At 44.3% G+C, this 12,282-nt stretch carries 22 protein-coding genes and 1 pseudogene; 1 reads left to right on the top strand and 22 read right to left on the bottom strand.

The genetic code is table 11. The annotated features are described in order from the left end of the window. Nucleotides 1–321 precede the first annotated feature (321 nt). From map to rpsJ, 22 genes and pseudogenes are all read right to left on the bottom strand, one after another. Nucleotides 322–1,080: a type I methionyl aminopeptidase gene (map, locus tag Q0340_RS09225; RefSeq protein ID WP_298083069.1), complete on the bottom strand. Its 759-nt coding sequence runs from the start codon at nucleotides 1,078–1,080 to the stop codon at nucleotides 322–324. A 2-nt stretch (nucleotides 1,081–1,082) separates the two neighbouring features. After that, the gene (gene secY / locus Q0340_RS09220; RefSeq protein ID WP_298083068.1) at nucleotides 1,083–2,348 is read right to left on the bottom strand and encodes a preprotein translocase subunit SecY; all 1,266 of its coding nucleotides are present in this window, start codon (nucleotides 2,346–2,348) and stop codon (nucleotides 1,083–1,085) included. Then, nucleotides 2,348–2,749, bottom strand: coding sequence for a 50S ribosomal protein L15 (rplO, locus tag Q0340_RS09215; protein ID WP_297944102.1), 402 nt, complete (start codon nucleotides 2,747–2,749; stop codon nucleotides 2,348–2,350). The genes secY and rplO overlap by 1 nt, the downstream gene beginning before the upstream one ends. A 12-nt stretch (nucleotides 2,750–2,761) precedes the next feature. Continuing rightward, entirely contained in the window at nucleotides 2,762–3,205 is a 444-nt protein-coding gene (rpsE, locus tag Q0340_RS09210) for a 30S ribosomal protein S5 (protein ID WP_298083067.1), read from the bottom strand. Nucleotides 3,206–3,220: 15 nt separating this feature from the next. Further along, nucleotides 3,221–3,577: a 50S ribosomal protein L18 gene (gene rplR, locus Q0340_RS09205; RefSeq protein WP_298083066.1), complete on the bottom strand. Its 357-nt coding sequence runs from the start codon at nucleotides 3,575–3,577 to the stop codon at nucleotides 3,221–3,223. 10 nt (nucleotides 3,578–3,587) lie between these two features. Further along, nucleotides 3,588–4,124, bottom strand: coding sequence for a 50S ribosomal protein L6 (rplF, locus tag Q0340_RS09200; RefSeq protein ID WP_298083065.1), 537 nt, complete (start codon nucleotides 4,122–4,124; stop codon nucleotides 3,588–3,590). Between the two features lie 77 nt (nucleotides 4,125–4,201). Then, a complete protein-coding gene (rpsH, locus tag Q0340_RS09195; protein ID WP_005868989.1) occupies nucleotides 4,202–4,597 on the bottom strand; it encodes a 30S ribosomal protein S8 in 396 nt (131 codons plus the stop codon). 9 nt (nucleotides 4,598–4,606) lie between these two features. Continuing rightward, the gene (locus Q0340_RS09190) at nucleotides 4,607–4,792 is read right to left on the bottom strand and encodes a type Z 30S ribosomal protein S14 (protein ID WP_005868990.1); all 186 of its coding nucleotides are present in this window, start codon (nucleotides 4,790–4,792) and stop codon (nucleotides 4,607–4,609) included. Nucleotide 4,793: 1 nt separating this feature from the next. After that, the gene (gene rplE, locus Q0340_RS09185) at nucleotides 4,794–5,339 is read right to left on the bottom strand and encodes a 50S ribosomal protein L5 (RefSeq protein WP_297923267.1); all 546 of its coding nucleotides are present in this window, start codon (nucleotides 5,337–5,339) and stop codon (nucleotides 4,794–4,796) included. A 2-nt stretch (nucleotides 5,340–5,341) separates the two neighbouring features. Further along, nucleotides 5,342–5,575 (bottom strand): 50S ribosomal protein L24, encoded by a 234-nt coding sequence (rplX, locus tag Q0340_RS09180; protein ID WP_005868992.1) that lies wholly within the window; start codon nucleotides 5,573–5,575, stop codon nucleotides 5,342–5,344. Further along, nucleotides 5,575–5,943, bottom strand: coding sequence for a 50S ribosomal protein L14 (gene rplN, locus Q0340_RS09175; RefSeq protein ID WP_005868993.1), 369 nt, complete (start codon nucleotides 5,941–5,943; stop codon nucleotides 5,575–5,577). Before rplN ends, rplX begins: the two co-directional genes overlap by 1 nt. Continuing rightward, a complete protein-coding gene (rpsQ, locus tag Q0340_RS09170) occupies nucleotides 5,943–6,194 on the bottom strand; it encodes a 30S ribosomal protein S17 (protein ID WP_005868994.1) in 252 nt (83 codons plus the stop codon). The genes rplN and rpsQ overlap by 1 nt, the downstream gene beginning before the upstream one ends. Before the next feature lie 9 nt (nucleotides 6,195–6,203). Continuing rightward, the gene (gene rpmC / locus Q0340_RS09165) at nucleotides 6,204–6,386 is read right to left on the bottom strand and encodes a 50S ribosomal protein L29 (RefSeq protein WP_005868995.1); all 183 of its coding nucleotides are present in this window, start codon (nucleotides 6,384–6,386) and stop codon (nucleotides 6,204–6,206) included. After that, complete coding sequence (gene rplP / locus Q0340_RS09160) at nucleotides 6,373–6,798, bottom strand: 50S ribosomal protein L16 (RefSeq protein WP_005868996.1); 426 nt, start codon at nucleotides 6,796–6,798, stop codon at nucleotides 6,373–6,375. Before rplP ends, rpmC begins: the two co-directional genes overlap by 14 nt. A gap of 2 nt (nucleotides 6,799–6,800) precedes the next feature. Further along, nucleotides 6,801–7,496: a 30S ribosomal protein S3 gene (rpsC, locus tag Q0340_RS09155; RefSeq protein WP_005868997.1), complete on the bottom strand. Its 696-nt coding sequence runs from the start codon at nucleotides 7,494–7,496 to the stop codon at nucleotides 6,801–6,803. A gap of 21 nt (nucleotides 7,497–7,517) precedes the next feature. Continuing rightward, nucleotides 7,518–7,829, bottom strand: a pseudogene (rplV, locus tag Q0340_RS09150) (50S ribosomal protein L22); the annotation flags it as partial. A 9-nt stretch (nucleotides 7,830–7,838) separates the two neighbouring features. Continuing rightward, on the bottom strand, nucleotides 7,839–8,120 hold the full coding sequence (gene rpsS, locus Q0340_RS09145; protein ID WP_005869002.1) for a 30S ribosomal protein S19: 282 nt from the start codon (nucleotides 8,118–8,120) through the stop codon (nucleotides 7,839–7,841). Between the two features lie 2 nt (nucleotides 8,121–8,122). Continuing rightward, nucleotides 8,123–8,953 (bottom strand): 50S ribosomal protein L2, encoded by an 831-nt coding sequence (rplB, locus tag Q0340_RS09140; RefSeq protein ID WP_298083064.1) that lies wholly within the window; start codon nucleotides 8,951–8,953, stop codon nucleotides 8,123–8,125. Between the two features lies 1 nt (nucleotide 8,954). Beyond that, nucleotides 8,955–9,236, bottom strand: coding sequence for a 50S ribosomal protein L23 (locus tag Q0340_RS09135; protein WP_298083063.1), 282 nt, complete (start codon nucleotides 9,234–9,236; stop codon nucleotides 8,955–8,957). Nucleotide 9,237: 1 nt separating this feature from the next. Then, nucleotides 9,238–9,852, bottom strand: a complete 615-nt coding sequence (gene rplD / locus Q0340_RS09130) for a 50S ribosomal protein L4 (protein ID WP_005869006.1) — start codon at nucleotides 9,850–9,852, stop codon at nucleotides 9,238–9,240. Beyond that, entirely contained in the window at nucleotides 9,849–10,427 is a 579-nt protein-coding gene (gene rplC / locus Q0340_RS09125) for a 50S ribosomal protein L3 (protein WP_298083062.1), read from the bottom strand. The genes rplD and rplC overlap by 4 nt, the downstream gene beginning before the upstream one ends. 11 nt (nucleotides 10,428–10,438) lie before the next feature. Beyond that, the gene (gene rpsJ / locus Q0340_RS09120) at nucleotides 10,439–10,750 is read right to left on the bottom strand and encodes a 30S ribosomal protein S10 (RefSeq protein WP_005869011.1); all 312 of its coding nucleotides are present in this window, start codon (nucleotides 10,748–10,750) and stop codon (nucleotides 10,439–10,441) included. 279 nt (nucleotides 10,751–11,029) lie between these two features. Here rpsJ and Q0340_RS09115 point away from each other — a divergent pair. Beyond that, on the top strand, nucleotides 11,030–12,282 hold a 1,253-nt coding region (locus tag Q0340_RS09115), incomplete at its 3' end, for a hypothetical protein (protein ID WP_298083061.1).

Here is a 12,282-nt window from a genome sequence, read left to right as displayed (position 1 = left end):
AATTGGACGACGGAATTTTAAGGCTAAATTTTAATTGAAAGCGGATCTAAGAGCGAAGCTACAAAACGAGGATTTAAAAATAGAAGGCATGAACTAAAGCACAACCTTTAAAATTTTGCGGCTAGGCTACAAACCGTCGCGATATATTTTAAAATTTCTAGTGCGATAAGTTCCCTTCGGATAAAATTTATGCATGAAGCGGCTGAGGTAAAATTCCAAGACGCGAGCGATGTAAAATTGTCGAAAGCTAATCGCGGGCGGAATTTCGCCTTGGCAAAAGTGTAAAATTTTAACTAGCCCAAGTCGCCTTTTGTGCGAAATCTACGCGACGCTTAGGACTTCTACCTTACCGTCGAAAACCGCCATGCAGTGCTCATAGTGGCTAGTGCGGAGCCCATCCTTGCTTCTCGTGCTCCATTTATCCTCGGCGATGACCGGCGTGCCGTCCTTTTGGCAGATCATCGGCTCGATGCAAAAAACCATGCCGTTTTTGATTTTGGGGCCCGATTTTGGATTGTTGCCCTCTAGATAGTTTGGGATCTCAGGCTCTTCGTGCGGGTGCTTGCCGATGCCGTGACCGCAGAAGCCGTATAGCGGCACGAAGCCGCGCGCGCGAATAAATTTCTCGATCTCGAAGCTTAGCTCTTTGAAGTGCATTCCTACCCTGATCGTTTTGATGGCAAACTCCAGCGTATCCTTGCTGCATGCGATGAGCTCCTCGTCGGCTTTTGAAATTTTACCGACGGGCAGGGTGCGGGCGCTGTCGCCGAAATATCCGTTTAGCTTCGAGCCCAAATCGACGCCTAAGATATCGCCCTCTTGCAAGATCGTTTCGTCTGGGATGCCGTGGATAACGACTTCATTTAGCGAGAGGCAAGCGGCGTTTGGAAAGCCGTATAGCCCTTTAAAGGCAGGATACGCGCCCTTGGAGGTGATGAAATCGTCAATCTTTTTATCGACTTCGAGCAGGCTAAGACCCGGCTTTATAAATGAAGCCGCGTAATCAAGGGCCTGCGCGACGATCCTATTCGCTGCACGCAGCCCCTCTAAATCTTTTTTTGTTTTAAGCAAAATTGCCATTTTTATAGCCCGACCGCGCTTAGGGTCTGATATTTGTTCATATAGATCTGCGCTTCAATGCGCCTCATCGTATCAAGAGCGACGGAGACGACGATCAGCACGCTGGTACCGCCGAAATAAAACGGCACGCCCATAAATTTAACGAGCAGCCACGGGATGACGGTTACGAGGCCGAGATAGATCGAGCCCCAAAACGTAAGGCGGCTGGCAACTTCGTTTAAAAAGCTCGCCGTTCCCTCGCCCGGACGAATGCCCGGGATAAATCCGCCCTGCTTCTTTAAATTTTCGCTTATATCTTTTGAATTAAACGCGATCGATGCGTAAAAATACGCAAAAAACACGACCAAAACAAAAGTTAGGAAGTTAAAAAAGTAGTTGCTCGGGCTTAAGAAATCGTGGATCTTTTGGATGATCGGATTGGTGCTTGCCTGTAAAATAGTGGTCGGAAACATCAAAATCGCGCTTGCAAAAATAGGCGGAATGACGCCACTTAAATTTAGCTTGATCGGCACGTAATTCATAATGCGCTTATTTTGATTCGCCATCAATACCTTGCGCGAAAACGATACTGGAATTCTACGTTCACCTAGCTCCACATATAAAATCGCTCCGATAGTAGCCAGGATAATTAGCACGATCGCGATTAGCTTTAAAACGTTCATTTCGCCGGTATTTACTAAATTTACAGTACTTCCGATCGCTCTAGGGATGGCGCTTACGATACCTGCAAAGATAATAAGGCTGGTGCCGTTACCGACGCCGCGTTGCGTAATCTGCTCGCCGATCCACATCAAAAGCATGGTGCCTGCCAGCATCGAAATGCACGAGATAAAAACAAACTCGTTGGTATTCTCTGCCATTATCGCAGGCGCTCCGGTCTGTCCGTGAATGCCCTGCAAGCCGATGCTAACGCCGATGGATTGAACCATAGCGATTGCGATGGTGGCGTATCGAATGATCTGCATATATTTCTGCATACCGTCGCGCTCTTTTTTGAGCTTGCCTAAATTTGGGAAGGTCGCGGCGAGCAGCTCCATAATGATCGAAGCGGTAATATAAGGCATAATGCCTAGCGAGATAACGCTGAATCGCTCCGCCGCGTTACCGCTAAACATATTAAACATTCCAAAAGCGTTGTTGCTATTGTTTTGAAAAAATTGCTTTATAACCTCAACGTCCACTCCCGGAACCGGCACGTAAGCTAGCAACCTATAGGCAAAAAGAAAGCCCAAAGTAATGAGAATTTTGTTGCGTAGCGATTTATTCATTATTTTTGTCCGCTAAATTTTACATTCTCGTCTTTGATCTTGCTAGCGAGCGCTTTTGCGCCTACGCCGATCAGCTTGATCTTTTTAACGGAATTTGAAATTTTATGAACGGATTTGATGCTTTCGATCGTGATCTCGCTAAGATCTTTGATAGCTTCGATTTTATCGACATTGATCACGTAAGGTTTTTCAAATTTAGAAGTAAAACCTACCTTTGGAAGCCTTCGCTGAATCGGCTGCTGACCGCCCTCGAAGCCTCTTTTTTCATGAGAGCCGGTACGCGCGGTCTGACCCTTGCCGCCGCGACCCGCAGTTTTACCCAGACCGCTTCCTTGACCGCGACCCAAGCGCTTAGTAGCGTGAGTCGAGCCTGGGGCTTTTTTAAGATTTTCTAATCCCATCTTTTATCCTTGTTAGTATTTTAACATACTAAGAGCTTTCATTGTAGCTCTTACGACATTTGAGGAGTTGTTCGAACCTAGCGATTTAGTGAGGATATCTTTAACACCCGCAAGCTCTAAAACTGGGCGGACTGAACCGCCTGCGATAACGCCGGTACCTTCGCTCGCCGGCTTAAGTAAAATTTTGCTCGCATTGTATTTAACTTCGATATCGTGAGTGATAGTAGAGCCGTTTAAATTTACCTTGATAATATTTTTAAACGCATCGTCTACCGCTTTTTTAATCGCATCGGGAACCTCTTTGGATTTGCCGAAGCCAAAGCCTACCAAGCCGTTTCTATTGCCTACTACGATAAGAGCCGTAAACCTAAACCTTCTACCACCTTTAACGACCTTCGTAACCCTACCGATATTGACGATTACCTCTTCGAATTCTTCTCTATTATACTTTTCCACAATCATTCCTTTGGGTTATAGTTTGATGCCGTTTTGGCGTAGCGACTCGGCAAAGCTTGCGATTACGCCGTGATACAAATAGCCGTTGCGATCGAAAAGCGCCTCGGAGATACCTTTGTCCTTTAGCTTGGAAGCCAAATCTTTAGCTAGGCTAGCCGCGCCCTCTTTGTTCGCCTTTAAATTTAAAACCTTACCGCTGCTGGCGCACAAAGTAACGCTCGCTACATCGTCGATAGCCTGAGCGTAGACGGTTCTATTGGATTTGAAAATAGAAATTCTAGGGCAAGATGCGACGCCTGAAATTTTAGCGCGAATTCTTCTTTTTCTCTTGATTCGTAAAGAGATCTTTCTTTTTAATACGTTCTGTGTCATTTCCCAACCCTTATTTCTTAGCTGTTTTTCCGGCTTTGCGGATAATACGCTCTTCAAGATACTTAATACCCTTGCCTTTATATGGCTCAGGCGGTCTGAATCCTCTGATCTCGGCTGCTACTTGGCCTACTTGCTGCTTGTCGTCGCCTTTGATGGTTACGACGTTTTTATCTACGGAAATTTCGATTCCTTTTGGAGATTCAAAATTTATCGGATGCGAAAAGCCTAAATTTAGCTCAAGCACCTTGCCCTTCATCGCGGCTCTGTAGCCGACGCCGTTGATTTCAAGCTGCTTTGAAAAGCCCTCGGTAAGACCAAGGACGATATTGTTAGCTAAAGCGCGGTATGTTCCCCAATACGCCCTGCTCTGTCTATCCTCGCCCTTAGGTGAGAATTCTATCTTTCCGTCTTCGATTTTTACATCGACATGACCTTTTAAATCAAGCTCTTTTTCGTTATTCGATTTTTTAAATTTTAACGACGAGCCGTCGATTTTGACCTCTAAGCTGTTTGGAATAGAGATCGGTTTTTTACCAATTCTTGACATAATTTTCCTTTTTATTTGTCTAGGGTATGTCTACTTTTACGAATGGATACCACAATGCCATAAAAAGTAGAAACTTCTTACCAGATCGTGCAAAGCACTTCGCCGCCGACGCCCGCTTTGTGCGCGTCGATACCGCTCATAACGCCTTTGCTTGTGCTAACGACGACGGTTCCGTAGCCGTTTTTGAAGCGCTTGATCTCGTCTTTGCCTTGATATACGCGGCGACCCGGAGTCGAAATTCTTTTAACTTCGTTTATCACGCTCCTGCCCTTTTCGTCGTATTTAAGCACCACGTTGATGATCTTTTTATTGTTTTCCTCTACTACGTTGTAGCTCTCGATATAGCCCTTCTCGGCTAAAATTTTAAGCATAGCCTCAACGACGTTTGAGTGAAAAAGCTTAGTCGTATCTAGCCTTCGCATCGCAGCATTTCTGATGCGAGTTAATCCATCTGAAATAAGATCGTTAATCATCTCTTCTCCTTACCAGCTTGCTTTTTTTAGACCCGGGATCAAGCCCTCGTTTGCCATCTTGCGAAGGCAAACGCGACAAATTCCAAAATCCTTATAAACGGAGTGCGGACGACCGCAAATTTGACATCTGGTATATGCGCGAGTGCTAAATTTAGCGGGGCGTTTCGCCTTGGCTACCATTGATTTTTTTGCCATATCATTTTCCTTTTGCAAAAGGCATGCCGAATAGCTCTAGCAATTTAAATGCCTCTTTATCGTTATTTGTAGTCGTTACGACGGTTATATTCATACCGTGAGTTCTTAAAATTTGATCGTATTCGACCTCAGGGAACATCAGCTGCTCTTGCAAGCCGAAGTTGTAATTGCCGCGTCCATCAAAACCCGCTCTAGGTAGTCCTCGGAAATCCTTAACCCTAGGAAGCGCGATAGAGATCAGTTTGTCTAAAAAGGCAAACATCTGCTCTTTTCGTAACGTAACCATTATGCCTACCGGAAAACCTTCGCGCACTTTAAAGCCGGCAACCGATTTTTTTGCATTGACGATAAGCGCTTTTTGACCTGCGATCAGCGAGATAGTATCGGCCATATTTTGAAGCACTTTTTGATCTTTGCTCGATTCGCCCGTTCCTACGCTGATAACGATCTTTTCAAGCGCCGGGATAAGCATAGGATTTTTTATATCAAATTCTTTCTGCAAAGCAGCTCTGATGGAATTAGCGTATTTATCTTTTAGTCTGCTCATAATCAACCCTCTACCAACGCAACGTTTGAAATATCCATAGGCATCTCTTTGCTTGTAAAGCCGCCTTGCGGATTTTGCTCGGTTGGTTTGATAGCCTTTTTAGCCATTTTACAACCCTCGACGATAACTTGAGCTTTTTTAGGAAACACGGCCTTAACGGTGCCTGTTTTGCCCTTATCGTCACCTGCGATGATCTTTACTTGATCGCCCTTTTTAATCTTAAATTTTACTGCCATTATAAAACCTCCGGAGCCAGCGAAACGATCTTCATAAAACCGCCGTATCTGACCTCTCTACCGATAGGACCGAAAATACGAGTGCCGATCGGCTCTTTTTTTGAATCCAAAATAACGGCTGCGTTCTCATCAAATCTAATTAGCGAGCCGTTGCCTCTGTGCAACTCTTTAGTCGTACGAACGACTACGGCTTTTACTACTTGACCGCGCTTAATCTTGCCGTTAGGGAGCGCTTTTTTTACAGAGCAAACGATAATATCGCCGATTGTGGCGTATCTTCTTTTGCTGCCGCCCAAAACTTTAATACACATAAGTTCTTTTGCGCCGCTATTATCAGCTACCGCAAGTCTGGTAAAACTCTGTATCATTATTCAACTCCTGTTTTCAAAACCGCTTTTAAGCGAAACGATTTTCTAGCGCTTAGCGGTCTGCACTCGATCGCAGATATGGTATCGCCGATCTTTACGACGTTGTTCTCATCGTGGATCAGATATTTTTTAAATCTTTTTACGATCTTTCTATATCTAGGGTGCATAACCCTTCGCTCTACCAAAACGGTAGCTGTTTTATCGCCCGCCTTCTTTACGACTACGCCTTGAATTTCTCTTTTAAATGCCATAACCTATCCTTATTTCGCTTTAATAGCGGTGTTGATTCTAGCGATATCTTTTTTGATAGCGCGAATCTCGTTAGGATTGCTTAGCTGCATAGTTTTTAGCTTTTGTCTAGCCGTAAATAAAAGCAACTTACTTTGTTTCAACATAGAATTTAGCTCAGCCAAATCTTTATCTTTCAAATCAGTATATTTCATTTTCGCTTTCCCTACTTACGATTTTCGTTTTAAAAGGTAGTTTATGAATCGAAAGCATAAGCGCCTCTTTAGCAACCTCTTCGCTAACGCCGGTCATCTCGAAAATGATCCTGCCCGGTTTTATATTCATTACCCACTCTTCTACGCCGCTCTTACCCTTACCCATACGAGTTTGTAGAGGTTTTTTGGTAAGCGGCTTGTCTGGGAATACCTTAATCCAAATTTTAGCTTGACGATTCACGAAGCGCGTCATCGCGACACGAGCCGCTTCGATCTGGCGAGAATTTACCCTACCCGCCTCTACCGCTTTGATACCGAAATCGCCGAACGTCAAGGAATTTCCTCTCGTCGCATAGCCGCGATTGCGACCTTTCATCATCTTGCGGTATTTTGTTCTTTTTGGCATCAACATAACTATTTACCTCTTCTTGGTCTGCGTGTTTTTTTAGGCGCATCATCGGTCTTTTCAGCCTGGATGCCTTTTTGTAAAATTTCACCCTTAAAGATCCAAACCTTAATGCCGATATTACCGTAGGTCGTATGCGCTTCGGCAAAGCCGTAATCGATCCTAGCCCTTAGAGTATGAAGCGGAACGCGTCCCTCCAAATACCATTCGGTTCTAGCCATCTCCGCACCGCCCAAGCGACCTGCTACGCAAATTTTAATACCTTTTGCGCCTGCTTTTTGAGCGCCCTGGATGACCTTTTTCATAGCGCGACGGAATGCAACGCGACGCTCTAGCTGCATAGCTACGTTTTCCGCAGCCAAAAGTGCGTTCGAGCCTACTTTGCGCTCCTCTTTGATATTAATGGCTATGTCTTTATTGACTAGCTTAACGACTTCGCTTCTTAAATTTTCAACCTCGCCGCCTTTTTTGCCGATGATGATACCCGGTCTTGCGGCTACGATCGTTACGCGAATTTTCTTAGCCGTTCTTTCGATAAGAATTTGGCTAATTCCCGCATAGTAAAGCTTAGCTTTTAAAAATTTACGGATCTTGTAATCCTCACCGATACTCTCGGAAAGCGTTGCTTTAGAAGGAAACCATCTAGACTCCCAATTTCGATTAATTCCTAATCTTAAACCGATCGGATTTACTTTCTGTCCCATTTACGCTTCCTTCTTACTTGGTTTTGCTACTTCGACGATGATGTGCGAAGTAGGCTTTCGGATACGGCTAGCCGTACCTCTGGCGCGCGGACGAAATCTCTTAAGTACTGGACCCGCATCCACTCGGCAGCTGGTAACTACGACCTCTTCAGGCTCAAAGCCGCCGTTTGCGACCGCGCTTGAAATCGCCGTAGCGATATATTTCGCGCCGCGATTAGGCGTAAATTCCAAAGTAGCAAGGGCAAATTCCGCATTCATGCCTTGAATTTGTTTTGCGATAAGTCTTGCTCTTGTCGGCGAAAGGCGAACAAATTTAATAGTTGATTTACTCATATTCTATCCTTACTTGCCGATCTTTTTCTGCACGGAGCCTTTGTGGCCCTTGAAAGTGCGCGTAGGAGCGAACTCGCCTAATTTATAACCGATATGATGCTCGGTGACGTAAACCGGGATAAAATTCTTTCCGTTATGAACGTTAAACGTAAGTCCGATCATCTCAGGCACGATCGTGCTTCGTCTCGACCAAGTCTTGATCGGTTTGTTATCGCCGGCTTTCTTTGCCGCAACGACTTTTTTCATTACGTGATCATCTACGAAAGGACCTTTTTTTAGCGATCTAGCCATTTTTATTTTCCTTTCCTTCTTGAAATTATAAGCTTATCGCTCGCTTTTTTATGGCGAGTTTTATAGCCCTTCGTCGGCTTACCCCACGGAGTTACCGGATGGCGACCGGAGTTTTTCTTACCCTCTCCACCGCCGTGCGGGTGATCGACCGGGTTCATCGCAGAACCTCTGGTTTGAGGACGGATACCTCTGTGGCGATTACGTCCGGCTTTGCCGATGACGACGTTTGCCCACTCTTCGTTACCCACTACGCCGATACTGGCCATGCACTCTGCGAGCACTCTTCTCATCTCACCGCTAGGCAGGCGTAAAATGACATATTTTTCCTCTTTACCCATAAGCTGAGCATAGCCTCCGGCGCTACGTGCCATTTGAGCACCTTTGCCAGGTTTTAACTCGATATTGTGCAGGATGGTTCCCACAGGGATATTTTTCATCTTCATCGCGTTGCCGGGTTTAATATCTAATCCACCCTCGGCGGCGGCTACTACGTCGCCCACATTAAGATCGTTAGGCTTGATAATGTAACGCTTCTCGCCGTCTGCGTATGAGATCAATGCGATACGGCAGTTGCGATTCGGATCGTATTCGATCGCCTCGACCTTGCCAGGAATGCCGAATTTATTTCGCTTAAAATCGATAATTCTATAAAGTTTAGCGGCTCCGGCTTGTTTATGGCGGCTGGTAATGTGACCGTTATTGTTCCTTCCGGCTGCGGCAGGAATTTTAACAAGCAAGCCTCTAACGCTAGCTTTTGCAGTGATATCCTCGCTGCTAAGCCCGGTCATAAATCTTCTACTTGGAGTATACGGTTTATAAGTTTTAATCGCCATTTTACGCCTCCACGCTTTCTAGGCTTGCGCCCTCAGGTAGTTTGACGTAGAATTTCTTCATATCATTTCTAGCGCCCATTTTACCTCTAAATCTTTTTACTTTGCCGTCCTGTCTTAAAGAATTTATCTTTAGCGGAGTGATCCCGAAATAGTTCTTCAAAACGCTCTTTAGTCCGTTTTTCGTAACCGACGGGCTAGTTTGGATAACGACCACGCCGTTTTCTTGAAGACCGAGAGACTTTTCCGTATAAAGGATCGTTTTGATATCTGTTATATCTGCCATTTTAGTCCTCTTTCACTATTGATTCAAATGCCGCTTTTTCGAATACGACCGAGCCGTAAACTGCGATTAGGTAAGCATTGACCTCGCTTGCATCGATGACATAGCAATTCTTAAGATTTCTATAGGCCAAAAGAGTTTGCGCGTCCAGCTCGTTTTTAACGATTAGCGCATCTCTAACGCCTAGTTTCTTAATAAAATTTGCCGCGTCTTTAGTTTTGCCGCTTTTTAGCTCCAAATCATCGAAGATAAAAATTTTACCCTCGTTTGCTTTCTCATTGATAGCAAATTCCAGCGCAAGGCGTTTTTGCTTTTTATTGACCTTCTGCTCGTAATTTCGCTCGTTAGTCGGACCGAATGCGACCGCGCCGCCTACCCAGACATTGGTTCTAGTTGAGCCCGCGCGTGCGCCGCCGCGACCCTTTTGTCGCCACGGTTTTTTACCGCCGCCGCTAACCTCGGCGCGAGTTTTAGCGTTAGCCGTATTTGCGCGAAGCGAAGCAAGGTAAGATTTGACGTACAAATATAGATTGTGCGAATTGACTTCCGAAAATTTCGCAGGAATTTCAATTTCGCTTGCTTTTTCCAGTTTTTCGTTAAGCACGCTTACTTTACTCATTTTACTATCCTTATTCTGCCCATTGCGCCGTTAAATCCAGGAACCGAGCCTTTAAGCACTAAAATTTTATTCTCGGTATCAAAGCTTACGACTTCATTTTTGGCAGTAATTTTTTCGTTTCCAGTGTGTCCCGCCATCCTCATACCAGGCTGAACGCGACCCGGCCACTCGCAGTTGCCGATCGAGCCCGGTCTTCGGTGAAAGCGGCTGCCGTGTGCTGCAGGACCACCTGCAAAGCCATGGCGCTTAATAACTCCCTGATAGCCTTTGCCCTTGGATTTAAAACTTACTTTAACGATCTTAGCTTGGCTCAAAACATCTAAATTTTGATCGCCAAGCTCGGCATTTTCTAAGCTTAGAGTCGCAAATTTATTAAATTCCTTGCTTAGACTATATTTCTTTTGAATGCCGGCTATAGCTTTATTATACGCTTTTCCCTCTGCGTATGCTACGATAGCTTTTTTCTCATCGCAAACTTCGCAAATTTTGGTATTGATAAGTCGTAAAAGCGTCACGGGCGTGCTGCTCGTGTCGATCGTCCTACTCATACCTATTTTTTCTACAATATATTCCATTGTTTTACCCCTTATTTGCCCATCGCGTGAACTTCGACGTTGACTTCCGGAGCCAAATCAAGCTTAGTTAGCGAATCAACCGTATCTGGCGTAGCCGCTACGATGTCTAGCATACGAGCGTGAATTTTCATCTCAAACTGCTCTCTGGAGTCTTTATTTACGTGCGGAGATCTTAAAACGGTGTAGCGTTTAATCTTCGTAGGCATCGGCACGGGACCTCTGACGTCCGCACCTGTTCTTTTTACGGCTTCAACGATAGCCGAAACTGTGCGATCTAAAACTCGATGGTCATAAGCCTTGAGTTTTAACCTAATTTTTTGCATCACTTTTCCTTAATAAAGAACTTGTCGCAACGCGCGACCCTTTGTTTCAAACAAAAGACGCACATTATATAAAAGCGCTCCGGCTTTGTCAAGAAAATAGCCAAATTTTATGGAAATATTTCCTTTTAATAAGGAAAAATATATAGAATTTCGAAAATTTTTAGGGTGCTGGAAATTTTCAATACAAAAATTTTGGATAAATTTAAAATAGATATAAAAATTTCATAGAATTTTTCAGATTTATTTCCTTTTAATAAGGAAAATTTTAAAATACTCACCATGAATGATCTGAAATTTTTTTACGAAAATCCGCCGGAATTTACGGCTTTTATCCCGCGCAAAAGAGGTATCAGCTCTGCCAAAACCATAATCTACGGAGTGCTAAATTCCGGCAAAAGCGCCGTGCTGAAAAATGAAATTTCAGAACTTAAAAAAGATGAAATTTTGTATCTAAATTTAGCCGATCTACGCCTTGAAGAGGCGGTAGCGAATGATGCAATTTTTGCAGCTAGAAATAGCGCAGGCGATACAAAGATTGGCGAAGCAAATGAATATGAAATAAGTAGAGAAGCTACGCTAGACGTGGATATGCCCAGCGTAGATGAATTTTACCGCACCGCCGTAAAAAATACAGATATAAAAAACGCAAGCGCAGGCAGCTCAAACAATGCAAAAAATGCGGGGTCCGACGGCGCAAAAAACAGGAGTGAAAATTTTTTCCGCGAGATCAAAGAATTTTTAGCTGCCAACGAGCAAATTTCATCGCTTTTTTTGGATAATTTTAGTAGCGCCGATTTTGAAATTTCATCGCTTCAAAGCTTCGCCGAGGGGCTAAATTTAAAGCGCTTTATAATTTCTACTCGCGATAAAGAGTTAGTTTTGCCAGGCTTTGAGCGGCTTGAGCTTTTGCCGCTTTCATTTGAAGAATTTATCGCCTTCGACAAGCGCCACAACGAGATAAACTCGATGATTTCGGCGTTTTTAGCCCAAGGCGGCGGCGCAAAAAACCCCTTCATAACCCCCGCCGAAATTTTAGAATTCGAGCAGAGGCTGCTTGCGGCAAACTTTAGCCGCACAGAAATTTTAATCCTCAAAGAGTGCCTAAGCTTCGTCCACACCGCGTTTAGCGTAAATAAAATTTACACCGCGCTAAAGCCGCGCATCAAGATCTCCAAAGACGCCGTATACGGCACTATCGCCAAACTTGAGCAGGAAAATTTCATCAGATTTTTAAGCAAAGCTGGCGAGCCCGCGCGCGCAAAAAAACTATATTTTTCGCATTTTAATATGCGCGAAATTTTAACAAGCAAAAAGGACTTCTCGAAAAAATTTGCCAACGTCCTTTTCTGCGAGCTTTTGGGGCTAAATACGCCGATTTTTTACACAAAAGAGTTGGATTTTTACCTGCCTGCTCTAAAGATGGGGGTTCTCGTCATCCCATTCAGCGACGCGGACATTATCTTTTTAAAATTCCGTAAAATTTTAAGCATGCTCAAAAGGCTCGGCATCACGAGCTTAAAAGCTATTTCTAT

It is taken from the genome of uncultured Campylobacter sp., from assembly GCF_938045595.1.
Lineage (GTDB): Bacteria > Campylobacterota > Campylobacteria > Campylobacterales > Campylobacteraceae > Campylobacter_B.
Note: the sequence above shows the minus strand (reverse complement) of the source record. Positions and strands in the feature narration are given on the sequence as shown.

Bases quoted from the DNA above. Each gene is read 5' to 3' on its own strand.
- rplR (WP_298083066.1), bottom strand. From the start codon at position 3,577: ATGACACAGAACGTATTAAAAAGAAAGATCTCTTTACGAATCAAGAGA.
- rplN (WP_005868993.1), bottom strand. From the start codon at position 5,943: ATGATACAGAGTTTTACCAGACTTGCGGTAGCTGATAATAGCGGCGCA.
- rplX (WP_005868992.1), bottom strand. From the start codon at position 5,575: ATGGCAGTAAAATTTAAGATTAAAAAGGGCGATCAAGTAAAGATCATC.
- rpsC (WP_005868997.1), bottom strand. From the start codon at position 7,496: ATGGGACAGAAAGTAAATCCGATCGGTTTAAGATTAGGAATTAATCGA.
- Q0340_RS09190 (WP_005868990.1), bottom strand. From the start codon at position 4,792: ATGGCAAAAAAATCAATGGTAGCCAAGGCGAAACGCCCCGCTAAATTT.
- rplO (WP_297944102.1), bottom strand. From the start codon at position 2,749: ATGGGATTAGAAAATCTTAAAAAAGCCCCAGGCTCGACTCACGCTACT.
- rpsS (WP_005869002.1), bottom strand. From the start codon at position 8,120: ATGGCTAGATCGCTAAAAAAAGGTCCTTTCGTAGATGATCACGTAATG.
- rplP (WP_005868996.1), bottom strand. From the start codon at position 6,798: ATGTTGATGCCAAAAAGAACAAAATACCGCAAGATGATGAAAGGTCGC.
- map (WP_298083069.1), bottom strand. From the start codon at position 1,080: ATGGCAATTTTGCTTAAAACAAAAAAAGATTTAGAGGGGCTGCGTGCA.
- rplF (WP_298083065.1), bottom strand. From the start codon at position 4,124: ATGTCAAGAATTGGTAAAAAACCGATCTCTATTCCAAACAGCTTAGAG.
- rplB (WP_298083064.1), bottom strand. From the start codon at position 8,953: ATGGCGATTAAAACTTATAAACCGTATACTCCAAGTAGAAGATTTATG.
- rplC (WP_298083062.1), bottom strand. From the start codon at position 10,427: ATGGAATATATTGTAGAAAAAATAGGTATGAGTAGGACGATCGACACG.
- rpmC (WP_005868995.1), bottom strand. From the start codon at position 6,386: ATGAAATATACTGATTTGAAAGATAAAGATTTGGCTGAGCTAAATTCT.
- secY (WP_298083068.1), bottom strand. From the start codon at position 2,348: ATGAATAAATCGCTACGCAACAAAATTCTCATTACTTTGGGCTTTCTT.
- rplD (WP_005869006.1), bottom strand. From the start codon at position 9,852: ATGAGTAAAGTAAGCGTGCTTAACGAAAAACTGGAAAAAGCAAGCGAA.
- Q0340_RS09135 (WP_298083063.1), bottom strand. From the start codon at position 9,236: ATGGCAGATATAACAGATATCAAAACGATCCTTTATACGGAAAAGTCT.
- rplE (WP_297923267.1), bottom strand. From the start codon at position 5,339: ATGAGCAGACTAAAAGATAAATACGCTAATTCCATCAGAGCTGCTTTG.
- rpsJ (WP_005869011.1), bottom strand. From the start codon at position 10,750: ATGCAAAAAATTAGGTTAAAACTCAAGGCTTATGACCATCGAGTTTTA.
- rpsQ (WP_005868994.1), bottom strand. From the start codon at position 6,194: ATGGCATTTAAAAGAGAAATTCAAGGCGTAGTCGTAAAGAAGGCGGGC.
- rpsH (WP_005868989.1), bottom strand. From the start codon at position 4,597: ATGATTAACGATCTTATTTCAGATGGATTAACTCGCATCAGAAATGCT.